The following is a 22,861-nucleotide window of genomic DNA, read 5'->3' as shown; positions in this document are numbered from 1 at the left end:
GTCATCTCGCGGGGCAGGTCACAGGCGAGGACGAGGGAGCCGTCCGGGCGGCCGGAGACGCTCAGCGGGAGGAGTCCGGAGCACCGCTTGCCCCGGGCCGGGACGGACCACCGCAATGAGCCGGGGCAGCCGGAGGGCCGCCGGTGCGGCAGGTGCGAGTGGCTTCGATGGAAGCACGGCGGGCGGGGTCCGCCCGTCACTCCTCCCCTGTCGTCCCGAAGGGGAGGGGGTCGCCTGAGCGCAGATGTTCTCTCAGCCACTGCTCGGTGTTGCTCACGTGCAGCAGTGCCGCGGCGTGGCTGAGGGCGGCGTCGCGGGTGGACAGCGCGTTGAAGATCGCCTCGTGCTCGGCGAGGGTGCGGCCCGCGGCCCTGTCGTCGACCAGACCGCGCCAGATGCGGGCGCGCAGGGTGCGGCCGGAGATCCCTTCCAGGAGGGTGAGGAGGGTCTCGTTGCCCGTGGCCGAGACGACGGCGCGGTGGAAGGCGGCGTCGTGGGCGTTGAGCCGTTCGACGTCGTCGCGGGCCTCGCGCATGGCGTCCAGGTGCCGCTTCACCTCGGCCAGCTGCTCATCGGAGATCCGCGTGGCGGCCAGTGCCATGGCCATCGGTTCGAGGAGCCGCCGTACTTCCATGAGGTCCCGCAGGGCGATCGAGTCGCCCTGCAGCAGCTCCACCGCACCACCGAGCCCTTCCAGGAGCAGGCTCGGCTGCAGGCTGGTCACATACGTGCCGTCGCCGCGCCGGACCTCCAGGACCCGTGCGACGGCCAGCGCCTTGACCGCTTCACGGGCGAGGTTGCGGGACAGCCCCAGCTGGGCGGCCAGGTCCGGCTCCGGTGGGAGCTTCGAGCCGGGGGGCAGCGCACCGGTCCGGATCAGCTCGCGGATCCGCTCGATGGCCTTGTCCGTCAGAGACACCGCGCATCCCTCCCCGCAGCGTGCCCCGCGAGCACGTCCGACCTGATCAGCCCCTGAGTGCGGAGATCGTCCCAGAGGCAGTCGAGGACGCGCTGACCATGGAGTTCCACGTTTCGTCCGACCTGTTCCGGGGTGCGCATGCCGAGGGTGACGTTGATGATACTGGGATGCGCGTACGGGAAGCCCAGGTACGGGGTGTTCCCTCCTTCGGATCGGTGGGCTGGAGTGCGTACCACCGGGCGATGGCCCGAGTGGACCCCAAGAAGCATCGCCAGACATGCGATGTTTGATTGATCGCACTTCGCATCAAATCCCCACGAGTCAGGCAAGTCGACTGCCTGCACAACGCTTTTCATCCCTGCACGCTGGTTGACATCCCGGGGAGACATGACGGACCTTCATCCGTAACAGGCGGCGCCCTACATCCGTCCCCTTCTGCACAGGGATGTCTCCATGTCACATTCGATCAGCAGACGCCACTTCCTGGCCGGCGCCACGTGCGTGGCCGCTGCGGCCGTCGCCGGAGATGTGCTCGGCGCCGGCTTCGCCCAGGCGGTGCCCAGCGCGTACACACCGGACTGGAACTCCGTGGACCAACACCCGCCGGCCCCGGAGTGGTTCCGGGACGCGAAGTTCGGAATCTACTTCCACTGGGGCGTCTTCAGCGTTCCCGCCTACGACAACGAGTGGTACCCGCGCAACATGTACTTAGCCGGCAGCGCGGCCAACCAGCACCACATCACGACCTACGGCCGGCCTTCGGCGTGGCCGTACCACAACTTCATCAACGGCGCTCAGGACCAGGCGGGCAACACCGTGAAGTTCGCGCCGAAGCTGAAGTCGGCCGGTGGGAGGTTCGACCCTGACGAGTGGGTGCAGTTGTTCGTCGACGCGGGCGCCAAGTTCGCCGGGCCGGTCGCCGAGCACCATGACGGCTTCTCCATGTGGGACAGCCAGGTCAACGAGTGGAACTCGGTGAACAAGGGACCGGGCCTGGACCTGCTGCGGCTCTTCTCCACGGCCATCCGCGCCAAGGGCCTCAAGGTGCTGGTGGCCATGCACCACGCGTACAACTTCACCGGCTTCTACCAGTACGCCCCGGCCCAGACGGACCCCAGCCTCAAGAAACTCTACGGGCAGCTGGGGTCGGCCGCGGAGAACCAGCTCTGGTTCGACAAGCTGAAGGAGGTCGTCGACCGCGCCCAGCCCGACATCCTGTGGCAGGACTTCAACCTGAACGCCGTCGACGAGCAACAGCGTCTCAACTTCCTGGCGTACTACTACAACCAGGCGAACAGCTGGGGCCGCGAGGTCGTCGCCACGTACAAGGACGGCATGCACGGCAAGGGCGAGGTCTTCGACTTCGAGCGCGGCGGCCCGGCCGACATCACCACCCCGTACTGGCTGACCGACGACAGCATCTCCAGCAGCAGCTGGTGCTACACGCAGGGCATCGGCTACTACAGCGTCCAGCAGATGCTGCACTCGTTCATCGACCGGGTCAGCAAGAACGGCAACATGCTGCTGAACATCGCGCCGATGGCCGACGGCACCATTCCGCAGGCGCAGAAGGACATCCTGCTGGGCATCGGAGACCATCTGAAGCGCTTCGGTGAGTCGTTGTACGCGACCCGCGCCTGGACGGCGTACGGCGAGGGCCCGACGAAGATGGGCGGCGGCTCGTTCACCACCCCGCACGCCGGCACGCCGCAGGACATCCGCTTCACCCGCAACAAGGCCGACAACGTCCTGTACGCCACCGTCCTGGGCTGGCCGGGCAGCTCGCTGACGATCAAGACCCTCGGCTCGGACCGGATCAACCTCTCGTCGCTGTCGTCGGTGAAGCTCCTCGGCACCGCCGCCGGCACCTACATCGACCTGCCCACGCCGGCCCAGAACTCCTCCGGGCTCACGGTCACACTGCCCTCCTCGGCGCCGTACAGTGCGAACGCCTACGTCCTGAAGCTCGCCTTCTCCGGCACGATCCCGGGCCTGCGGCCGCTCGCCGGCGCCATCGGCTTCAAGGACGTCAACTACACCGGCGACTACGCCCTGCTCCCTGTCGGCGACCACACCGCGGCCGACCTGAACGCGGTCGGACTGGGCGCGGCCACCCTCTCCTCCCTCCGGGCGGCCCCCGGCTACCGGGTGATCGGCTACTCCGGAGACGACTTCACCGGCACCGCCTGGACCTTCACCGCCGACAACCCCGACCTCAGGGTCACCGGCAACAACGACCAGATCACCTCCCTGAAGGTCCAGCTCAACCCGGCGGCGTACTTCCGGATCACCAACGTCACCGACGGACTCGCCCTGGACAGCGGAGGCAATGTGGCTTCCGGCGCCGACCTCAAGCAGTGGACCTGGGACGGCAGCACCAACCTGCAGTGGCACGCGGAAGCAGTCCCAGACGGCTACTACCGGCTGGTGAACCGCACGAACGGCATGGTCGCCGACGGCTGGGGCGCCACCGACAACGGCTCTCCAGCCCGACAGGCCCCCTGGAACGGCGGCACCAACCAGCAGTGGAAGATCACCCACCGGGGCGGCGACAGCTACTCGATCGCCAACCGCACCACCGGCCTGGTCCTCGACGGCGGCGGCAATGTCGCCTCGGGCTCCGTCACCAAACAGTGGACCTATGACAGCAGCTCCAACCTGCTGTGGACCTTCACGGCCGTCTGACGCACCGGGACCGCCGCAGCGCCATGCCAGCACCCCCACGGACTGAGCGGCGCGACCGGGCCCGGTCTCTCGGTCCTATCACCCATGTGGCGCCCCTGAACCGCTCTTCCCTGCCCCTGACCTGCGTCTTCCTACCGTGTGCCGGCACGAGGGCCTGCCCTGAGGGCCGCCTGCGCGGCCCAGTACCTCGCGGACCGACGACGGTGGCACTTCGGAGGTGGGCAGCCTCGTGCGGCTGCGGCCGCACGAGGCTGCCCTGGTGCTTCAGTTGGGTTGTGCCTCAGCGGAAAGCGGCGATGTTGCGGGCGACCCAGCCGTCGAAGGGGCGCGGGGCGCGGCCGAGGACTCGTTCCACGTCCGGGCCGATCCGCAGTTCGGCGGGGGTCGGGGCGGAGATGATGTCCAGGGTGTCGTCGGCGAGTTCCGCCGGCACGAACCGGGTCATCGTGGCCTTGGCCTCGTCGCGGGTGAGTTCGTGGAACCGTACGGGCGAGCCGAGCGCGAAGGCGATCGCCTCCGCCTGCTGACGCGGCGTGATGACCTCCGGCCCGGTCAGCTCGTACACCCCGCCGGTGTGCCGGTCGTCCAGGAGGCAGGCCGCCGCGACCTCGGCTATGTCCGCCGGGTCGATGACCGGCACCCCTACGTCGCCGAAGGGCGCGGCGACCGTCCCTTGCGTGCGGACGGACTCCGCCCAGGCCAAAGCGTTGGAGGCGAAACCGCCCGGTCGCAGGACGGCCCAGTCCACGCCGGACTCCCGCAACGCGTCCTCCACCGCGCGCATCGCGACCCGCGACGGGCCGAGCGGCCTGGTCGCCACGCCCTGCGAAGACAGCAGGACGACCCGGCGGACCCCACTGGCTGCGGCCAGGCCGATGATGTCGGCCGGCCTGGCTTCGGGGGCGTGCAGGTCCCCGGACAGCAGGAGGAACAGGGCCTTCGCCCCGTCCAAGGCGGGTGTGAGGCTTGTCAGCTCGGCCAGGTCGGCCGTCACATGCCGGACTCCGTCCGGCATCGGCACCGCGTGCCGCGACACCGCCCTCACCAGCTCGCCCGCCTCGGCCAAGGAAGGTGCGCAGCTGACGCAGGCTGAGACAGGCAATCGGTATGAGGTGTTTCACACCGACTGCCCCGCGCGAAACGTGGTCGACCATGTGACCAGCAGATGGGGTATCTGGGTGCTGATCTCCTTGCGGAGCAACGACCTTCGGTTCCACGAGCTGCGCGACAGCATCCAGGGCATCAGCGAGAAGATGCTCGCTCAGACCCTGCGCGCGCTGGTCCAGGACGGCTTGATCTGGCGGGAGGTAGAGCCGACGACCCCGCCCCAGGTCACCTACGGGCTGTCCGAGTTCGGTCAGGACGTCAGCGAGCCGCTGACGGACTTGTTCAACCGGATCACACAGCGGCTACCGCCGCGCAGCCCGGGATAGTGCGGTAGCGGTCGGCCTCGAAGGCGAATCCAGCGACGGGCAGCCCGGCAGGAGTTCAGGCCACCCCGATGACCCTCGGCTTCAAAACGGCGATACTTGTGGGCTCCCCTTGACAGCCGGCGGGTCGCGCCATCACCGGCATGTCTGCACAAGCGCACCGCCCTACCGCGAAGGCCCCGACCAGGGCACGAGACGGATCCCAGTGATGCCCTTGGCCGGGGCTCTGTGTCATGTGGTGCGCGCGTCAGTCGGGGATTTCTAGTCGACCGGCAGACCGAGGAACTTCGCCGGAGCCACCTGAAGGAACTTCGACATCGCGGTGTACAACCGGGTCGTCTCGGGGCTATTGGCATCGGCCGCCAAGCTACGGAACGTCAGTTCCAGGGCCCTGTCACCGTCGCGCACCAAGAGCGTGGTGATCTGGGCCTGCTGCCCGACCGGGCCGGCGAGCATCGTGCGCATCAGCGCCTCGTCGCCGAACCTCTGCTCCACCTCGAGCGGCTTGCTCGGATCATCGGCCGGTTCCACCACCTCGACAGTTATCTCCTGATCGCCAAGGCTGATGGTCCACGCGGCGCACTGGGCGTACACCTGTCGCATGTCGGCCATCCAGCTCGCGGCGGCCCCCGCCACCCGCTCCGAAATCCCCTCATCGACGACGATCGAGGAGTCGGCGTTCGCGAAGGACGTCCTGACCTCCCTCGCGGCCTTGTCGGTGAACGTCCGGTTCAGGAGAGCCGTGGTTTCCGGGGTCGGGCCGGTCATCGACGGCGGGTCTTCGTCCGACGAAGGCGAGGCCAACTCGGTGAAGTCGTCCAGGCCGGCCGGGACCAGATCATCGGCCCCGACCAGTAGGCGCTCAAGGTCCCCGGACAGGGCGGTCGAGGACGTTGACGAACCTTCAGATGTGCTCACTAGTTTCCCTGTTCTCAAGCGATGAACGGTGCGTGACGGACACGGTGTCCCGGACCGCATCGAGCCGCTCAGCCAGGACCTTCTCCTCCTCATCAAGCTCCGCCCGGCGGGCTGCGACGCGTTCGGCAACCTCGTTGATCTCCGTCATCCCGCGAGCCTACGAATCCGTACGCCTCCGCGACCTGGAAACGGACAGACCGGCGTTGACCACCGCCGGACGATCAAGAGCGCAGACTGCCGCCCACAACCAGCACGAGCACCCTCTCGAACGATCACGCCACCCCGATGACCTGCGACTTCAAAATGGCGAGGCTCCAATGGAATCGCTCGACCGGACAGACCGAGACATCCTCGCCCTGCTCCAGGCCGACGGCCGGTTGACCGGCGCGGAGGTAGGGCGCCGCGTCGGAATCTCGCAGCCCGCGGCCGGCGCGCTCATCCAACGGCTGGAGAAGAACGGCGTCATCACCGGCTACCGAGCCGTGGTCGCCCCGGCAGCCCCCGGCCTGAACATTCACGCGGTCATCCGGCTGCGCACCACGCACGCCCAGCTCGCACGAGCCCTGGACTTCGCTTCCCGGCCCCCCGAGGACGTGGGTACAGACCCGCGACCTTCAGTCTCTGTGATGTTGCGGTGCGAACCCTCCTCCCCTGCGACATGCAACGCCGCATGCAGTCCCGCGACGGGCCATCCTGGAAGGGACTTCTCACGCCACGCCAGGATCGGCACCGATCCCCTGTTGCGGACCCGGAGATGGCCTCGTCCTCGGGTCGGGTTGGGTCACGGAGCCGGTGCCACGACGCGAGGACGAGGTTTTCACAGGGTGGACGTCAGAACTGGAGCGCCCAGGAGTCGATCTTCCCGGTGTCCAGGGCCGCGTTGTCGCTGACCCTCAGTTTCCACGTGCCGTTGGCCACCTCGGAGGAGGCGTTGACCGAGTACGTGGTGTTGATGTCGTCGGAACTGCCGCCGGTGCCGTACGACTTGAGCGTGTATGCCGTGCCGTCGGGGGCGATCAGCTGGACCTGGAGGTCACCGATGTAGGTGTGGACGATGTGGACCTCGACGGCGAGGGCGGCGGGCGCGTTGCCCGTCACTCCGCTGACCGTGACCGGGGACTCCACGGTCGAGTTGTCGTTGATCGTGTAGTCGGCGGTGTTCTCGAAGCGGGGGCCGGGCGGGGTCGTCGTGCCGCCGCCGACGTTCAGCAGGCGGTTGGGCGAGCCGGTGCCGGGGCTGCCGACGACGCCGGTGGAGGCGGCGGCGACGAGCCCGGAGGCGACCTGTGCGGGTGTGGAGCCGGGGTGGTCGGCCAGGTAGACCGCCGCCGCCCCGGTGACGTGCGGGGTCGCCATCGACGTACCGGAGATGGTGTTGGTGGCGGTGTCGCTGGTGTTCCAGGACGAGGTGATCGAGGAGCCCGGCGCGAAGATGTCCAGGATGGACCCGTAGTTGGAGAAGCTGGAGCGGGCGTCGCTGGAGGTGGTCGAGCCGACGGTGATGGCCTCGCTCACCCGCGCGGGGGAGTAGTTGGAGGCGTTGGCGCCGTCGTTGCCTGCCGCGACCGCGAAGGTGACACCGGAGGCGATGGCGTTGCGGACGGCGGTGTCGAGAGCGCTGTCGGCGCCGCCGCCGAGGGACATGTTGGCGACGGACGGGCCCGAGTGGTTCTGGGCCACCCAGTCGATGCCCGCGACGACCTGGTCGGTGGTGCCGGAGCCGGAGTTGTCCAGGACGCGTACGGCGACGATCTTCGCCTTCTTGGCGACGCCGTAGGAGTTCCCGGCGACGGTGCCGGCGACGTGTGTGCCGTGGCCGTTTCCGTCCTGGGCGGTGCTGTCGTTGTCGATGGCGTCGTAGCCGTAGGAGGCGCGGCCGCCGAAGTCGCTGTGCGTGATGCGGACACCGGTGTCGATGATGTATGCCGTCACGCCCTGCCCGGCCGAGTCCGGGTAGGTGTACTTGCTGTCCAGCGGGAGATTCTTCTGGTCGATGCGGTCCAGGCCCCAGGAGGGCGGGTTGGTCTGGGTGGCGTCGATGTGGAAGGTGCGGTTCTGCACGACGGACGCGACGGCCGGGTCGGCGGCGAATCGTTTTGCCTCTGCCTTGGTGGCCTCGATCGCATAGCCGTTCAGGGCCTTGCGGTACGTGCGCTCGATCGTGGCGCCGTAGTGCTTGGCCAGGGCCCGGCCCTCGGGGGAGGCGGCCTTCGCCGCGTTCGCCTTCAGGGTCACGAGGTAGCTGCCGGCGACGGAGTTCGCCGCCCCCTCGTACTGGATGCGGCCTTCGGGAGCGACCGAAGTCGCGTCGGCGGGGAGGGCGGAGACGAGGCCCGCGGCGAGCACCGCGGTGGCCGTCGCGCTGATCACGGCAAGTCTTCGCCGGGCATGACGCATCACTGCCATCTGAGGGATCCTCCTCAATCGGTGGTGCGCTGGTGGGGATGGTTCGGACACACCGATGGAGCACAGCAGAGGGTAACAGGCATGCTCATGTCAACATGCCAGGACGTGACTCGCCTGTACCTCTCCCGTGCGCCCGTCGAAAGATTGGGCCTTCTAAAGGAATTGCACAAGGGCCCTGGGCGGACGTAACAAACCTGCCACGGCGCCGACATGACGGACCGCCGACTTTGCCATCGGGGAAAGTGCCTGCCACAGCGACTCGTTGAACCTCCATCAGCACGTCAGCGTCGTAGCGGACGGCTCTTTCGCCGCATCTCGTCGCGGACGATGGGCACGACGCCCAAGCAGGAGTTCACTTCGCCGCGCCGGGCTGGGATCCCGTCAGCTCACCGCCTGCGCTGCGAGGCGGCACGCTGCCATGCCGCGTCCCGCAGCAGCCGCAGGCCGGCGATGACGGTCGAGCCCTCATGGCCGGCGGCACCGAGGGGAAGCGGCAGCCTCCAGACAAGGTCACAGATCACGAGGCCGGCGATGAACGCCCCTGCGACGAGGAGGTTCTGCAGCACGAGTGCTCGGGCCCGGCGGGAGAGGGCGATCACGGTGGGGGCGGTGGTGAGTTCGTCCCGGACGGTCACCGCGTCAGCGGTCTCCCGGGCGAGGTCGGAGCCCGCACGGCCCATGGCCACGCCGATGCGGGCGGCGGCCAGCGCGGGCGCGTCGTTGACGGATCTGCGAGCGCTGCCGTTCGGCCTCGGCCTCGGCATGCTCTTCCTCGCCCTTTACAAGGGCCGGGCCGCCAACAAGTTCGGTCTGCTCGCCGGCCGGATCGTCGCTGTCGACACCCCGCAGATTACCTGGCTGCTCAGCACTTCGGCCGTGGTCCTTCTTGCCCTGGCGGTGATGTGGCGGCCGCTGTCCTCCGCAAGCGCCGACCCGGATGTCGCCGAGGCCCACGGCGTTCCGGTGCGCGCCCTCTCCCTGGCCTTCGTGATCGTGCTCGGCCTCGCGGTCCAGCAGATTGGTAATGGCATTCATTTCCATGTAGCGTTTGCCGTGCTCACCCATCCAGGAGGACCCTCATGGCTGTTCCCAAGCGGAAGATGTCCCGCAGCAACACCCGCCACCGCCGCGCCCAGTGGAAGGCGACCACCCCGACGCTCGTGCCGGTCACCGTCGACGGCGTTCCGTACCTGGTGCCTCAGCGCTTGGTGAAGGCGTACGAGCGCGGCCTGCTGCGCCCCGAGGGCTGATCGTTCATGCCTTCCGACCCCTCCGGCCGACTGCCCGTCACCGTCCTGTCCGGATTCCTCGGCGCGGGCAAGACCACCCTCCTCAACCACATCCTCGGCAACCGCGAGGGCCTGCGCGTCGCGGTCATCGTCAACGACATGAGCGAGGTCAACATCGACGCCGCCCTGGTACGCGGGGGCGAGGCAGCCCTGTCGCGCACCGAGGAACGCCTGGTCGAGATGACCAACGGCTGCATCTGCTGCACCCTGCGCGACGACCTGCTCGGGGAGGTCGACCGGCTGGCGCGCGAGGGCCGCTTCGACTACCTGCTCATCGAGTCGTCCGGCATCTCCGAACCCATGCCGGTCGCCGCGACCTTCGCCTTCGCCCGCGACGACGGCGCCACCCTCGAAGACCTCGCCCGCCTGGACACCATGGTCACCGTCGTCGATGCGGCGAACTTCCTGGCAGAACTGGCGAGCGGTGACGAGCTGGTCGAGCGCGGCCTGGACCAGTACGAGGACGACGAACGCACCGTCAGCGACCTGCTGATGGACCAGATCGAGTTCGCCGACGTCATCGTCCTCAACAAGCTCGACCTCGTCGACGAGGAGGCTGCCGACCGGCTGCGGGCCACGCTCACCCGACTCAACCCGGCCGCGCGTCTCGTCCCGGCCGTCCACGGCCGCGTGAAGGTGAGCGACGTACTGGGCACCCGGCTGTTCGACCTGGAACGCGCCCAACAGGCCCCCGGCTGGGTGCGGGAGCTCAACGGCGACCACGTCCCCGAGACGGAGGAGTACGGGATCTCCTCGACCGTCTTCCGCGCCGAGCAGCCCTTCCACCCCGGCCGCCTGTGGACGTTCGTGACCCAGGAACTCGACAGCGGCGCGTACGGACAGATCCTGCGCTCCAAGGGCTTCTTCACACTGGGCAGCCGCCCGCAGGTGACGGGCCTGTGGTCACAGGCCGGCTCCGTCGCGCGCTTCGAGCCCTCAGCTGCACGCGACACCGACAGCCCCGACTGCCAGGAACTGGTCTTCATCGGCACGCACCTGCACGCGGACGCCCTGCACGCGGCACTGAGCGACTGTCTCATGGCCGACGGCGAGAGCCTGCCGCCCGTCGACCCGTTCCCCGCCTGGGACACGTACGGCATCGACGACACCTGCGAGCACGAGCATCCCGAACTCGTGGTGGGCGCCTGAAGACCCCGGGCCGGGCGGCGAACGCAGCCACGGCGCCGCCCGGCCCGGTATGACACCAAGAGCTCCGGATAAATGCGTTGGACTGACCGGCCCCCGCTGATAGCGTCTGGGCAGCCGTGAGAGAACGCGAGGAGGTGAGACCCATGAAGGCTGTATCCATGTGGGTGCTCCCCCATGTCGTCACGGTGGGCGATTGACGTAGGTGTCGCCGGGAGCGCCTCAACAAGGCACTCCTGAAAGGCAACACCTATGAACTCTGTGCATTCCACTCCGGGCACGGACAACCATCCGGTCGTGGTCACTCGGGTCTCGGACACGCAGTGGCACGCCGTGGAGGACGACCTGACGGTCGGCCGCGGCGTCGCTGCACGTCGGCCCGACGGGCGGCTCTTCGTCAGCATCGACGCGTGGCACGGCGCGGTCTTCGACCGCATCGCCGACGCGATGCTGGCGGACCTGCCGACACCGCTGTACACCGTCGTCGACGAGACCGACCACGACTCCAGGTCCGCCTGGGAGCGGGCCGGCTTCGCCATCGCACGCCGCGAGTGGGGCTATCTCGTGCCCACCGACCCGCGCATCACCGGTCTCGGCTCGGTGCGGCCCCCGTCCGGCGTGACGATCGTGCCCGCCGGTGAGGCGGAGGAGGGCCCGCTGCGCGCCCTGGACCGCCTCATCCGCGACGAGGTCGAGGCCACCGTCGGATGGCAGACGATGCCGGCCGAGGTGCTGCCACGCCCGGCGGGCACCACCCTGCTCGCCCCGTCGAAGTACGCGGTGGCGCGGCACGTGGACCAGTACGTGGGACTCATCCGGGTGGCACCGCTGACCCGCCAGCCACGGATCGGGTTGATAGCCGTCCGGGCCGACAGTCACCGCCGCGGCATCGCCCGGACGCTGCTGGCCCACGCGCTGGGTTCGCTGCACCACTCCGGGACCGCTTCGGCATGGGCCGAGGTGAACGAGTCCAACGCGGCGGCCACCGCCCTGTTCGAGAGCATCGGTGCCCGGCGCACGGCCAGCACCCTGGAGCTCGTCAACCGCTGACGCTCCGCCACATCGAACCGAGCGACCGTTTCCCACCGACTTCGCCGTCACAGAACGAGAGAAGTGACAGACCATGACCAAAACAGCAGGGGGCGTAGAAGCCGAAGGCACCGTCATCGAGTGCCTGCGCAACGCCACCTTCAAGGTGGAGCTCCAGAACGGGCACACGGTGCTCGCCCACATCAGCGGGAAGATCCGGAAGAACCGCATCAAGATCCTCCCCTACGACCGGGTGCTCGTGGAACTCAGCCCCTACGACCTCACCCGCGGCCGGATCCGCTACCGCTACCGGGCGTAGCGGAAGGAGCCGGCGCCTCCGAGACCACCCGGTAGGACAATCAGAAGCCGCAGCGGTTCTGCTGCTGACGCGTCACGTGGTGAGGTACTGGCAGCGGTCGCCGTGTTCCGGGTGCCAGTCCACGGTCTCCCAGGCGGCGTCAGGCAACGCGGCCAGCCAGGGCCCGGCCGACTCCACGCACAGCGCGCCGCCCACGGCGTCCCAGGACAGCAGGGCGTCGGGGCGGTCCGCCGTCAGAACCGCCCCCGGCTGCGCGCGGCAGCGCAGGTCAGGTCCTCAAGCGCCGCGTACAGGCGCTGCGGATGGAAGGGTGGGCCGGTGTGCTGGTAGGGATACTTCGCCGGGTAGTCGCTCGCGCCCGGGGGTGCCCGCGAGGGCGGAGACCGAGGCGATGATCGGTGAGCTGGCACTGGTGCCGCCGTAGGTGTCGTAGACCGCCACGCCGGTGGCCGGGTCGGCGACCGCGGAGACGTCGGCCTCCGTGCGCTTGGAGCAGCCGGAGCCGGTGCCCTCGGTGGAGTTGGTGTGCCACACCGACTCGCTCCAGCCGCGAGAGTTGGAGGCGGTGGTGAGCGCTCGCTGCTCCGCGTCCTCGACAGTGGCGAGCCCGAGTACAGCGGAACCCACGACACGCACCAAGCGCCAGCGTGACCCACCGAGCGCAGAAGCCCCCGCCGAATGCTCCGGACGCTGTTGCGCTTCGGCGCCGTCGGACGATCAGGCGTAGCGTGAAGTGACGGATTTATGACTGATGAGGGCCTGGAGGAGTCCGACGCCGATCACAGCCTCGGCACCGGCGAGGGCACTGATCCCAGCGTCGCTCTGACCGGAGCGCCCGCTGGGTTTTTCGCGGGCTGAGAGACGAAAGGCCACCCATGCCTCGATCCATGCGCGCGCTCGTAGCGGTAGAGGCCGGCGAGCCCGCCGATGTCCTGCGGCTGGAATCCCGGCCGGTTCCCACGCCGGGCGCCGGTCAGGCGTTGATTCGTGTGAAGGCGACCCCGGTTCACGCGAGTGATCTGCACGTGCTGCGCGGCCGCTACGGCTTCTCCCCGGAGTTTCCCGCTGTCGGAGGCAAGATGGAGTGCGTGGGGCGTATCGCGGCCCTGGGCCCGGAAACCGAGGGGCTGAAGCTCGGTGAGCGCGTGGTGGTCGCCGCGGTCCCGGCTGTACCCGGGCCCCCTATGGCCGGCACCTGGCAGGAATACCTCGTAGCCAACACACGCAGGCTGCTGTCGGTCCCCGACCATCTGAGCGACTCCAGCGCCTGCCAACTCGCCGTCAACCCGTTGACGGCGCTGCTCCTCGTGACGGGCGAACTCGACGTACAGCCGGGCGAATGGCTGTTGCAGACGGCCGCGGGCTCCACCGTCGGCCGGCTCGTCATCCAGCTGTCCCGGCATCTGGGGATTCGCACGATGAATGTCGTGCGGCGACGTGGTGCCGTCGAGGAGATCAAAGCGCTGGGTGGGGATGAGGTCATCTGCACAGAGGACGAAGACCTGGTGCAGCGTGTGACCGAGGCAGCGGGACCAGCCGGCGTGCGAAAGGCCATCGACTGTGTCGCGGGTCCCGTGGGTGCCCAGGTGTCCCAGGCGCTTGCTCCGGGAGGAGAGCTGGTGATCTACGGTGCGCTCTCCACCCACCGGCAGACCGACCCGGCGGCGTTGACGATCCCGCTGCAGGCGCGCTCGGTCATCTACCAGGCCAAAACAGTCCGTGGCTTCTGGCTGAACCGCTGGTTCGGCACCGCCTCACCCGAGGACGCGCTGCACGCGCTGGCCCAGGTGCGCGGTCTCGTCGCCGATGAGGTGCTGAGCATTCCCCAGGGCCGGCCGTTCCCGCTCGAACGCTTCGCAGAAGCCGTCGCGCTTGCCGAAGCGCCCGCGCACGGCACCAAGCCACTGTTCGTCTTCGAAGACGGACAGGACGAAGGTGGTGGGCCGGAGCCCGTGGACGTGGCCCGGGTGTGAACCCGCCTCAGCGTGCCCGATGTGCGCCGGCAGCCCTGCCCGGCCGACCTCGGCGGCCCGGACGGCAAGCGGATCAGCGAGTGAACAGCTCGGGGTTCTTGCGGACGAAATCGGCCACTCCTGCAGCGGACCGCCCGGTGACCTCTGCCATGCCGTCTGCCTGGCGGTCATAGCGGCCGGCCACGTGTAGACGAGCCATGGTGGAGATGTGCTGGAAGACATGGTCCGGCAGTCCCAACGCCCCGAGATCGTTGTCGAGCCATTCCTGCAACGGGACGTCGGTGTAGCCGACCGTGCGGTGCAAAGCATCGGAAATTTCCGCGGCCAAAGCGGCGATGTCCTGTGATCTGGGACCGGTCAGCTCATAGATCCGGCCGATGTGCCGGGCCGGATCGGCCAGAATCTCCTCGACGACCGCGGCAACGTCACCGGCCGCGATCGGGGAGGTTTTCGCCTTGCCGAAGGGCCACCTGATGGCGCCGTCCTTGGCGATCGAGGAAAACGCGGTGTGGAAGAGCGGGTTCTCCATGAAGACGGTGGGCCTGACCTGGACCACGGGCAGGCCCGACCAGTCGAGGACCTGCTCGACCAGCCACTGCTGACGATGCTGATGCGACTCGGAGCCGCTGGTGGCGTCCATCTCGGAGACGGTCAGTTGCGACATGTTCACGAACGCCTCCAGCCCTCCGTAGGCGCGCGCGACCGCGGCTGTGGTCACGGCGGCCAGCAGATACTGTGCCGACACGGCCATGCCGAAATAAAGCCGCCCGCAGCCGTCGAGGGCGTCGGCGACATCACCGGCACGCGTCAGATCTCCCACCACGACTTCGGCGCCCGTCGCGCGCAGCGCCTGGGCACGGTCGTCGTCCCGGCGCACCAGAGCACGGACCTGGAGGCCCCGGCGCCGAAGGCCTTGGACCACGGTCCTGCCGACGGCCCCGACGCTGCCCGCAGCACCGGTCACCAGAATGGGCCGCACGCCTGATTCCGCGCTGTCGTCCACGGAAGCAGCCTGCGGCCCGCACGACCAAGGCGCAACCGGGGTGACGTCCAGCCCCCAGACCACCCCAGGGGCCACCGCTCTGCACCCGGGCTATCTGCCGCCCGTCTCCTCGGCACCCTTCGTCGCCAGCGCCATCGCCTCCAGCCTCGGACTGCCTGGCGTCGCCGACGCCGCCTTCGCGGTGGGGCTGCTGTACTGGCTCGCCTTCGGCACCGTCATCCTCGGCAGCCTCGTCACCGGTGGCCCCCTGCCCGGGCCCGCCCACCCGGCCCTCACCGTCCTGACCATCCCACCGGCCACCGGCGGAATCGCCTGGACCGCCGCCCACGAGCGCCCACCGGTCCGGCTGACCGGAAAGTGACAGCCCGCAGCCCCGGTATGCAACCCAGCGGACCCCGAGTTCTACTCCAACGGTCTCGATCTCGAATGGCTCGCCGCGTACAGCGACGCGCGCCTCGACTACGTCAACTCCGTCCACGGTCTGTTCGCAAGGTTCCTGTCCCTCCAGCTGATCACCGTAGCCGCGCTGCAGGGACACACGTTCGCCGCCGGAGCGATGCTCTCTCTGACCCACGACTTCCGCCTCATGTGCGCCGACCGGGGCTTCTGGTGCCTGCCCGAGGCAGACATCAACATCCCCTTCACTCCCGGCATGTCCGCCACGCCATGGTCTCCGCCCGTCGTTTCGGCGGCCAGGAAGCCGCCGCCGCCGGAATCGTCGACCAGGCCCTGGACGAGGGCGCCCTGCGCACCGCCGTCCTCGAACTCGCCCAGGCCCACGCGAGCAAGGCCGGCGACACCCTCGGAACCATCAAGACGCGCATGTACGCCGACGTCCTCACCACGCTCCGCGACACGACCCACCCCCTGGGCTGACGCCATGCCGAGGCGGTCGCCGACCCGGGCGGGGCACGAAAACTGCACGCCCACCACCCGGCCGGTGATCGCCACCGTGCGGATGCGCCGCGGCAAGGCAGCCAACTCCGTGGCACCCCGAGTTCCGTCAGCGAGGGGCTGGCCCCCGCTCGTGAGGCTGACTGCACCGGTATGCGCAACCTGCGCGCCGACCCGCAGTCGTGATGCCGGTGTCGCGCCGCCTGGCGCAGTCATAGCCCGTCACAAGATCAGCCCGCCGTGCAGGTCGTCTGCGAAGTCGGCCGTGTCCGTGAGTCCGAAGGCCACGCGCTGGAGCAGGAATCCGTGCAGCAGCCCCATCACCACGCGGGCTGCGCGGTCCGGGTCCATGGCGGCGGGCACCGTGCCCGCGGCCCGGCCGCGGCGCAGAGCGTCGGCGACAGTGGCGCGGACCTTTTCGAAGCCCTCCGCGGCCGGGCCGCGTACCTCGTCGTTGCGCAGCACCTCCGCCCACGTCTGCACGACGCAGCGCAGCAGTTCCTCCACTGCGACCTCGTGCCCCGCCGCGTCCTGCACCGTCTCGCCGCTGATGGTGCCGAGCGCGGCGGCCACCAGTTCCGCGACGGACGGGGCCTCCGCGCTCTCGGCCAGCCGCTCAACCGGCTCGAAGATCAGCCGGAACGCGTCGCCCGCGATAGCGAGGATGATCTCCTCCTTGCTGGTGAAGTAGCGGTAAGGCGCGCCGGCCGAGACGCCTGCCTCCGCGGCGATGTCCGGCATGGAGGTCTGGTGGAACCCGTCGCGGGCGAAGCAACGACGGGCCGCGGCGACGATCTCCGCACGCTTCGCCTCGCGGCGCTCGGCTGTGATGCGCGGCATGGCCGCCTCCTTCATCGTGAATGAACATTCATCTTGACAGCTCCACTGTTCCGGGACCACCCTAAAGTGAACGGTCATTTACGGAAGCGGGCCACTTCACGGACTCCCGGAGAGGAGATCCACTGATGAGCACCGAGCTGAGCATCGGCGTCTACGCCTACGAGCACACCGAGGCACTGTTCGACGGCCGGGTCACGGTCGACGGGGTGGACGCGACGTTCGAGACGGCACCGCTCGTGTCGGACATCTTCCGCCGCGCCGTCGAGGGACGCTTCGACCTCGCCGAGTTCGGTCTCACCTACTTCCTGCGCACCTTCGACCTCGACGACGCGCCGTTCCTGGCGCTGCCGATCCTGCCGACCCGCAACTTCCGCCACTCGGCGATCTTCGTGAACACCGCCTGCGGGATCGTGAAGCCGCAGGACCTGGCCGGCAGGACCGTCGGCGAGTTCGCTCTCTACGGCCACGACGCCGGGGTCTGGCCGAAGGGCATCCTGGCCGACGAGTACGGCGTGACCCCCGACCAGTGCCGCTGGGTCATCGGCGGCACCAACCACCCCATCCCCGCCTTCGACTGGATCCCGCAGCCCGTCCCGGACGGCGTCGACGTGCGCCACGCGGAGGAAGGCCAGGCCCTGGGAGCCATGCTCGAATCCGGCGAGATCGACGCACTGGTCTCCGTCGACGTGCCGCAGGCGGTGCTGGACGGCTCCCCGAAGGTCGCCCGCCTGTTCCCCGACTACGAGGCCGTGGAGCGCGACTACTACCGCCGCACCGGGATCTTTCCCCCGATGCACATCATCGCGATCCGCAGGGAACTGGCACATCGGCCGGGCCTCGCACGGGCTGTGTACGACGCCTTCACGCAAGCCAAGGAACTCGCTCAGCGCAAGTACCTCGACGACGCCACGAAGCAGCACATGAGCGTCATCACGCCGTGGTTCAGCACGCTGTTCGAGGAGAACCGTCGGCTGCTCGGCGACGACTGGTGGCCCTACGGCGTCGCCGCGAACCGCAAGGCCATCGACACCTTCCTGCGCTACCACCACGAGCAGGGCCTGTCGAAGCGAAGGCTGACGTGCGAGGACATCTTCGTGCCGGAACTCCTCGACACCTGAGTCGAGCGGCAACGGCGTCTCGGGCTTGTCGATCCGAGAAGGCGAGACTGGCCGTCGTCACGGCCAGGGTGACCCGGATGCCGGCGAACCGCCGGCGGCAGGCGTTGGCCTCCAGGGGCCCCAGCAGTGCCCGTTGCAAGCTCGACTCGGAAGAACTGCGCGTACTGGAGACGGTGCTGGATGCCGACCCGGCCGCCTACGGCTGGGCCGACCAGTGCTGGACGCCGGCCCGGATCGCCGAGATCGTGCGCCGCCGGTTCGGCGTCGAGTACACGGCTACCTCATGGGAAGCCCCGTCCAGGATCCGCCGCGCCCCGCGCTCGACCAGGATCGGAATGAAGCCACGTACAGGCCGGTTCCTGAACGTGGCATAGGCCCCCGCCACGACCGCCGTGATCTCGTCAGGGCTGTGCGTCTCGCCGCAGGCGGTCTTCAGGCGCTCGACGGCAGAGTTAGGCATTGCCCAGTCCGGTCCGTTCTTCCCGCAAGGCGGGGTCAGCGGTAATGAGAACGGACTTGAGCTGGTTGATGGCCTGGGTGCGGGCGCGGGACAGGGACGCCCCGTAGGAACCGGCCCCCTCCACCCGGCCCGCCTCACGGCTCCCCACTTCCTGGGCCCACTCCAGCAGATGGCGGTATCCCGCCGCCGTGGCCGGGAACTCGCCGGTGGCAAGCACCGTCCCCATCACGGAGAGCACCGCAGCCACATGGGCATCCCGGTGCGTATCCACTCCCAGCACCACCTCCCCCGCAGGGCGACGACGACGGGTCTGCCGAGCAGGCGGCGTACAGGACATGGTCGAGTTGGACATGCCCGAGCCTTCCGGTCCGATGGCGCGTCGCCTTGCGCACCGTCCCCGGCCAGCGCGGCCGATCGAGGCGTTTGGAGTGCCCGTTGCCTCGTTGTAGGCCGTTAGCCTGTCGGTATGTCAGAGCGTGTCATGCTCGGTCGCACGGACGGCCTGATCACCCTGGGCGCCGCGGACGCTCTGTGGGTCGATTCGACGGCCAACAGTGCTGTGCCGACGGCTTCTGGGGCACTCACCTGCTCTCCTGCCCATGCCCGGGCGGGGTACGTCCTGCTCGGCAGCCGTCTGGTGGCGACGGTGCGGGCGAGCGGCGGTCAGTGGAGTGTTCGGGAGGGTGAGGTGCGCCGGGCAGCCGCGGAACTGAACGCGGTGCGGATGAACCGCCACGACCTGGTCCGCATCGGTCCGTTCCGTGGGGCGCTGAGGCAGGAGTACCACGAGGAAACGCCGCTGCGTTGGCGCCAGCGCATCACGCGGGAACTGCAGGAACCGGGCGGCCCCCAGCGCACGGCACGACGTGAGGACGGTCGGCCCTACCATCTGGCGGGGATCGACTGGCGGCAGATGCTCGTGGAGCAGACCCGCGACGGGACGCAGCGGACGTGGTGGCTGCCGCGCGCCGTGGTCAGGCTGCTGGACGCGGCCGAGCACGCCGAAACGCAATGGGTGCACGCCGCGCGGACTCGCCGGCCAAGCGCTGCCGTCACCGAACCGCCCTCCCTCCCCAGGCAGGCCCGAGACGCCGACGGCCGGCAGACGACGAGCCCCGAGAACCCCACCGCCTCACTGCGCCCGTACAACGGGGAGTTGGAGGGCCAGCTGTACTCGGCGCTCAGCCGGAAGCCCGGTACCTCCCGCAGGATGGCCGGGTGGATGTGCGCCGTCTGCGGCACCGCGCCCGCCACCGTGCTCGACCACTGCCACGAACACGGCTACGTCCGCGCCCCCGTCTGCCAGTCCTGCAACACACTAGAACGCCCCGACCACCTGTACAGCAACGACATTCGCGTGGCGAACCGCTACACACGCCTCTTCCACACCGACACCGACCACTGGCTTCGCCACTGGCACCGCTGCCCCGGATGCCGCGCACGGACCACCCTGCCCCTGCCGCACCTCGCCGCATGGACCGCCCACATAGCCTGCCGGTCGCTGCGCCCGACCCACCGCGCCTCCCGCGGGCGCAAGCCCTGCGGTGTGCTGCGCGTGTCCTGGACGGGCAGTCAGAACGCGCCCCGATCCTGCCTGCTCACTGTCGCAGTCGACTTCTGCCCCTCCGGCGAGCACCGTGTCCTGGCGCAAGTCGCCTACCGCGAAGCCGTCGAGCGGTTTCGTGTCTGGCTGGCCGAGACGGCCCCCGCCGTGGCCGCCGCGGCCGGTCCTGACCGCTTGGACGACCTCCCCGCCCGGTCCCGGCCAGTCATCGCGGACACCAGCGGCGAGGACACCGCACTGTTCTGAGCGAGCACCGGAAGGCCTGACACCCCAACGTCACCTCGCAGCTACCGGCCCCCGACACGGTCACCCCGCACCCCCGGTTCGCCTCCCGCACGCGGGCGGCCGCGTGACGACAGCCGAAGCCGCATACGTGGCTTCAGCTGAGTGTGACGTCCACAGGGCGTGATCAGTGAGCGCTCGCGATGGGCTGTTCGGACCAGATGGTCTTGTGGTTCTGGCCATGGCGGCAGCCCCAGCGCTCGGCGAGTTGTGCGACGAGGAACAGGCCGCGTCCGCCCTCGTCGGTGGTGCGAGCGCGACGCAGACGGGGTTGGGCGCTGTTGGAGTCGGTGACCTCACAGACCAGAACGTGGTGGCGGATCAGTCGCAGCTCGGCCGGCGGACGACCGTAGCGGATCGCGTTGGTGACCAGTTCACTGACGATGAGTACGGTGGTGAGGAGGAGGTCGTCCAACCCCCATGCGGTGAGTTGGCGGGTCGCCCATTCCCGGGCCTCGGAGACGGCAGCGGGATCGGCCGGTATCTGCCAGTGAGCGGTGTCCTCGGCCGGTACGGTGCGGGTACGTGCCAGCAGCAGGGTCGCGTCGTCACGCGGTGCTTCGTCCACCAGGTCGTCGAGGAGGGCCCTGCCGGTCTCGTCCAGGGCGCGGTCCGCTCGGCAGGAGGCGGCGAGCGCGTCGGTCAGCCGCCGGAGCCCGTCGTCGATGTCGTGCGCGCCCCGGTGGACCAGGCCGTCGGTGTAGAGCGCGAGGACACTGCCCGGTTCGACGTCGATCGTGGTTGTCTCGTACGGCATGCCGCAGACGGCGAGGGGTGGCCCCGGCAGAATGTCGACGGCTTCCGCACTCCCGTCGGGCCGCACGAGCACGGGCGGCGGGTGCCCGGCACTGGCCATGGCGCAGCGTCGGGTGACTGGGTCGTAGACCGCGTACAGGCAGGTGGCGCCCACGGCGTCGTGGTCGCCAGGGGGTGCTTCCGCCGCGAGGCGCTGGACCAGGTCGGCGATGCGGGTGAGCACCTCGTCCGGCTCCAGTTCCAGATCGGCGAGTGTCTGGAGGGCGGCGCGCAGACGGCCCATGGTGGCGCTCGCGGGTATGCCATGGCCGATCACGTCTCCTGCGACGAGGGCCAGCCGGAGAGAGGGCAGGGCAATGGCGTCGTACCAGTCGCCGCTTGTGCCCGCTCCACGGCCTGTGGGCAGATAGACGGCGGCGGTCTCGGCTGCCGGGGTGTCGGTCGTGGCCGGGGGAAGGAGTCTTTGCTGCAGGGCCATGGCGGCTCTGTGCTCGCGCGTGTAGCGGCGGGCGTTGTCGATGGCGAGTGCTCCCCGTGAGGCGATCTGCCTCATGAGATCCACCTCGTCCTCGGTGAACGGTTCGGACGGACCGGTGCGCCAGACCACGATCGCGCCGAGGGTGAGGCCGCGCGCGTGCAGCGGTGCCACCATCACCGCCTGGGTGTCGTGCGGGAGGAACTGCTCCACCAACTGCCGGCCGCCGACCAGCGCGATGAAGTCGTCCCGGCTGTAGACGACCGTCTCGCCGTGCTGGAAGCGGCGCAGGAGGGGGTGGTCGGACAGGGGTGGGACGAGGTTGCCGCGCTGGATGCCGGGCGGCCACGCTGCGGTGGCCGGCGCCAAGGCCGCGTTACGCAGATGCGGCTCTCCTCCGCCCAGCCGCTCGATGGGTTCGTCACCGTCCAGGACGGCTTGCGCAAGGTCGACTGCGGCGAGATCACCGAAGGCCGGTACGAGGACGTCCGCGAGATCGTGCGCGGTCCGCGCGACATCCAGGGAGCCTCCCACGCGCTCGGCGACCTCACGGGCCAGATCCAGCTGTCGGCGGGCACGTAGTTGGTCGGTGTCGTCTATGTACAGGGCTGCGACCCCTGCGGGGCGTCCTTGTGTGTCCTCCAGAGGGAAGGCGGACAGCGACAGCGCGTGCCTCCGCGCCGGATGGTGCCGCCAGGTCACTCGCTGGTTCCTGTGGATCACCGGGACGCCCGTATCGAGCACCTGCCGCAGTACCGCCTCGATGCTCTCGGCGTCCTCGGCGCACAGCACGTCGCCCAGTCGGGCGCCGGGCTGTACGGGACGGCCGTCGGGAGTGTCCGGCATCGCGTTCGTCTGCACGGTGGTGAGATCCGTGGCGTGCAGGGCGATCGTGATCCGGTTCTGTGCGGACAGCGCGCGCAGGAGCGCTGCGCCGTGCCGGTGGTCGGCGACGTGAGGAGTGGGGGCCGCGAGCACGAGGAAGTCCGCCGAGCCGCTCACCCGTGTGGTCCGGAATGTGACGTCGATCGTGTTGCCGCACTGGTGACGCAGTCGTACCCGGCCGGTCGCCGGCAATGGTGCGGCCCTGCGCGGGTCGTGCGGGCGGTCGGCCATCAACTCATGCACGGGGCGGCCGTGGACCTCGTCGGCGCGGAACCCGGTCAGGTCCTGTGCTGTGCCGGTCCACGCCACCACCGTGCCCCGATCGTCGAGCACGGCCGCGGCCAGGCCGTCGAAGGCAGGCGGCCGGCCGCCGGGGCCGGCGCCGCTCGTCGCACCTCGGGAGGCGCCTGCCGGGTCGGCGTTTTCAACATTCGATGCGTCCATGTATCTGGCTTCCATTACGAGGATCC

21 protein-coding genes and 6 pseudogenes are annotated in these 22,861 nt (G+C 69.3%); 13 read left to right on the top strand and 14 right to left on the bottom strand.

Annotated elements, in window-relative coordinates:
- Nucleotides 1-196: 196 nt before the first annotated feature.
- Complete coding sequence (locus ABZ937_RS19370; protein WP_361693318.1) at nt 197-919, bottom strand: FadR/GntR family transcriptional regulator; 723 nt, start codon at nt 917-919, stop codon at nt 197-199.
- Nucleotides 910-1,107: pseudogene (locus tag ABZ937_RS19365) on the bottom strand (aldo/keto reductase); the annotation flags it as partial. The gene ABZ937_RS19370 and the pseudogene ABZ937_RS19365, both read right to left, overlap by 10 nt.
- Before the next feature lie 265 nt (nt 1,108-1,372).
- On the opposite strand from ABZ937_RS19365, the gene ABZ937_RS19360 reads away from it, so the two are divergent.
- Nucleotides 1,373-3,604, top strand: coding sequence for an alpha-L-fucosidase (locus tag ABZ937_RS19360; protein ID WP_361693316.1), 2,232 nt, complete (start codon nt 1,373-1,375; stop codon nt 3,602-3,604).
- 280 nt (nt 3,605-3,884) lie between these two features.
- On the opposite strand, the gene ABZ937_RS19355 is transcribed toward ABZ937_RS19360, so the two are convergent.
- Nucleotides 3,885-4,706, bottom strand: coding sequence for an NAD(P)H-binding protein (locus ABZ937_RS19355; RefSeq protein ID WP_361693314.1), 822 nt, complete (start codon nt 4,704-4,706; stop codon nt 3,885-3,887).
- A 10-nt stretch (nt 4,707-4,716) separates the two neighbouring features.
- Between ABZ937_RS19355 and ABZ937_RS19350 the strand changes: the two genes are divergently transcribed.
- Nucleotides 4,717-5,037, top strand: coding sequence for a helix-turn-helix domain-containing protein (locus ABZ937_RS19350; protein ID WP_361693312.1), 321 nt, complete (start codon nt 4,717-4,719; stop codon nt 5,035-5,037).
- A gap of 258 nt (nt 5,038-5,295) precedes the next feature.
- Here the strand turns inward: ABZ937_RS19350 and ABZ937_RS19345 are convergent, their stop codons facing one another.
- On the bottom strand, nt 5,296-5,952 hold the full coding sequence (locus ABZ937_RS19345) for a hypothetical protein (RefSeq protein WP_361693310.1): 657 nt from the start codon (nt 5,950-5,952) through the stop codon (nt 5,296-5,298).
- Nucleotides 5,939-6,100 (bottom strand): hypothetical protein, encoded by a 162-nt coding sequence (locus ABZ937_RS19340; RefSeq protein ID WP_361693308.1) that lies wholly within the window; start codon nt 6,098-6,100, stop codon nt 5,939-5,941. Before ABZ937_RS19340 ends, ABZ937_RS19345 begins: the two co-directional genes overlap by 14 nt.
- 169 nt (nt 6,101-6,269) lie before the next feature.
- Here ABZ937_RS19340 and ABZ937_RS19335 point away from each other — a divergent pair, with 169 nt between their 5' ends.
- Entirely contained in the window at nt 6,270-6,842 is a 573-nt protein-coding gene (locus ABZ937_RS19335; protein ID WP_361693306.1) for an Lrp/AsnC family transcriptional regulator, read from the top strand.
- Here the strand turns inward: ABZ937_RS19335 and ABZ937_RS19330 are convergent.
- Nucleotides 6,784-8,358: a S8 family peptidase gene (locus ABZ937_RS19330; RefSeq protein ID WP_361693304.1), complete on the bottom strand. Its 1,575-nt coding sequence runs from the start codon at nt 8,356-8,358 to the stop codon at nt 6,784-6,786. The two genes, ABZ937_RS19335 and ABZ937_RS19330, sit on opposite strands and share 59 nt — an antisense overlap.
- A gap of 386 nt (nt 8,359-8,744) precedes the next feature.
- Nucleotides 8,745-9,083: pseudogene (locus tag ABZ937_RS19325) on the bottom strand (hypothetical protein); the annotation flags it as partial.
- A gap of 13 nt (nt 9,084-9,096) precedes the next feature.
- Here ABZ937_RS19325 and ABZ937_RS19320 point away from each other — a divergent pair.
- The 5 genes and pseudogenes from ABZ937_RS19320 to infA all read left to right on the top strand — a co-directional run.
- Nucleotides 9,097-9,369 (top strand): annotated as a pseudogene (locus ABZ937_RS19320) (metal ABC transporter permease); the annotation flags it as partial.
- A 68-nt stretch (nt 9,370-9,437) separates the two neighbouring features.
- On the top strand, nt 9,438-9,608 hold the full coding sequence (gene rpmF / locus ABZ937_RS19315; RefSeq protein WP_361693302.1) for a 50S ribosomal protein L32: 171 nt from the start codon (nt 9,438-9,440) through the stop codon (nt 9,606-9,608).
- A 6-nt stretch (nt 9,609-9,614) separates the two neighbouring features.
- The gene (locus ABZ937_RS19310) at nt 9,615-10,796 is read left to right on the top strand and encodes a GTP-binding protein (protein ID WP_361693300.1); all 1,182 of its coding nucleotides are present in this window, start codon (nt 9,615-9,617) and stop codon (nt 10,794-10,796) included.
- Between the two features lie 249 nt (nt 10,797-11,045).
- Nucleotides 11,046-11,843, top strand: coding sequence for a GNAT family N-acetyltransferase (locus tag ABZ937_RS19305; protein WP_361693298.1), 798 nt, complete (start codon nt 11,046-11,048; stop codon nt 11,841-11,843).
- 73 nt (nt 11,844-11,916) lie between these two features.
- On the top strand, nt 11,917-12,141 hold the full coding sequence (gene infA, locus ABZ937_RS19300; protein ID WP_161297572.1) for a translation initiation factor IF-1: 225 nt from the start codon (nt 11,917-11,919) through the stop codon (nt 12,139-12,141).
- Nucleotides 12,142-12,222: 81 nt separating this feature from the next.
- Here the strand turns inward: infA and ABZ937_RS19295 are convergent.
- Nucleotides 12,223-12,452, bottom strand: a pseudogene (locus tag ABZ937_RS19295) (GTP-binding protein); the annotation flags it as partial.
- 6 nt (nt 12,453-12,458) lie between these two features.
- Nucleotides 12,459-12,717 (bottom strand): annotated as a pseudogene (locus tag ABZ937_RS19290) (hypothetical protein); the annotation flags it as partial.
- Nucleotides 12,718-13,028: 311 nt separating this feature from the next.
- On the opposite strand from ABZ937_RS19290, the gene ABZ937_RS19285 reads away from it, so the two are divergent.
- Nucleotides 13,029-14,114 (top strand): zinc-dependent alcohol dehydrogenase family protein, encoded by a 1,086-nt coding sequence (locus ABZ937_RS19285; protein ID WP_361693296.1) that lies wholly within the window; start codon nt 13,029-13,031, stop codon nt 14,112-14,114.
- Between the two features lie 73 nt (nt 14,115-14,187).
- Here ABZ937_RS19285 and ABZ937_RS19280 read toward each other — a convergent pair whose 3' ends face one another.
- Nucleotides 14,188-15,117 (bottom strand): NAD(P)H-binding protein, encoded by a 930-nt coding sequence (locus ABZ937_RS19280; protein WP_361693294.1) that lies wholly within the window; start codon nt 15,115-15,117, stop codon nt 14,188-14,190.
- 40 nt (nt 15,118-15,157) lie between these two features.
- Here ABZ937_RS19280 and ABZ937_RS19275 point away from each other — a divergent pair, with 40 nt between their 5' ends.
- Nucleotides 15,158-15,478 carry a hypothetical protein gene (locus tag ABZ937_RS19275; RefSeq protein WP_361693292.1) on the top strand — a complete coding sequence of 107 codons (321 nt, stop codon included), beginning with the start codon at nt 15,158-15,160 and terminating at the stop codon, nt 15,476-15,478.
- Nucleotides 15,479-15,514: 36 nt separating this feature from the next.
- Nucleotides 15,515-15,993 (top strand): annotated as a pseudogene (locus ABZ937_RS19270) (enoyl-CoA hydratase-related protein); the annotation flags it as partial.
- Nucleotides 15,994-16,233: 240 nt separating this feature from the next.
- Here ABZ937_RS19270 and ABZ937_RS19265 read toward each other — a convergent pair.
- Nucleotides 16,234-16,851 (bottom strand): helix-turn-helix domain-containing protein, encoded by a 618-nt coding sequence (locus tag ABZ937_RS19265; protein ID WP_361693290.1) that lies wholly within the window; start codon nt 16,849-16,851, stop codon nt 16,234-16,236.
- A 125-nt stretch (nt 16,852-16,976) separates the two neighbouring features.
- Here ABZ937_RS19265 and ABZ937_RS19260 point away from each other — a divergent pair, with 125 nt between their 5' ends.
- Nucleotides 16,977-17,969 carry a 4,5-dihydroxyphthalate decarboxylase gene (locus ABZ937_RS19260; RefSeq protein WP_361693288.1) on the top strand — a complete coding sequence of 331 codons (993 nt, stop codon included), beginning with the start codon at nt 16,977-16,979 and terminating at the stop codon, nt 17,967-17,969.
- Nucleotides 17,970-18,165: 196 nt separating this feature from the next.
- On the opposite strand, the gene ABZ937_RS19255 is transcribed toward ABZ937_RS19260, so the two are convergent.
- Both ABZ937_RS19255 and ABZ937_RS19250 read right to left on the bottom strand, forming a co-directional pair.
- Nucleotides 18,166-18,429 carry a three-helix bundle dimerization domain-containing protein gene (locus ABZ937_RS19255; protein ID WP_361693286.1) on the bottom strand — a complete coding sequence of 88 codons (264 nt, stop codon included), beginning with the start codon at nt 18,427-18,429 and terminating at the stop codon, nt 18,166-18,168.
- Nucleotides 18,422-18,781, bottom strand: a complete 360-nt coding sequence (locus ABZ937_RS19250; protein ID WP_361693284.1) for a hypothetical protein — start codon at nt 18,779-18,781, stop codon at nt 18,422-18,424. Before ABZ937_RS19250 ends, ABZ937_RS19255 begins: the two co-directional genes overlap by 8 nt.
- A gap of 114 nt (nt 18,782-18,895) precedes the next feature.
- Here ABZ937_RS19250 and ABZ937_RS19245 point away from each other — a divergent pair, with 114 nt between their 5' ends.
- Entirely contained in the window at nt 18,896-20,239 is a 1,344-nt protein-coding gene (locus tag ABZ937_RS19245) for an endonuclease domain-containing protein (RefSeq protein WP_361693282.1), read from the top strand.
- A gap of 163 nt (nt 20,240-20,402) precedes the next feature.
- Here ABZ937_RS19245 and ABZ937_RS19240 read toward each other — a convergent pair whose 3' ends face one another.
- Nucleotides 20,403-22,835, bottom strand: coding sequence for a SpoIIE family protein phosphatase (locus ABZ937_RS19240; RefSeq protein ID WP_361693280.1), 2,433 nt, complete (start codon nt 22,833-22,835; stop codon nt 20,403-20,405).
- Between the last annotated feature and the right edge of the window lie 26 nt (nt 22,836-22,861).

Origin of the sequence: Streptomyces sp. NPDC046727, assembly GCF_040645635.1 — a bacterium.
GTDB lineage: Bacteria > Actinomycetota > Actinomycetes > Streptomycetales > Streptomycetaceae > Streptomyces.
This window is presented reverse-complemented; position numbering and strand designations above follow the sequence as displayed.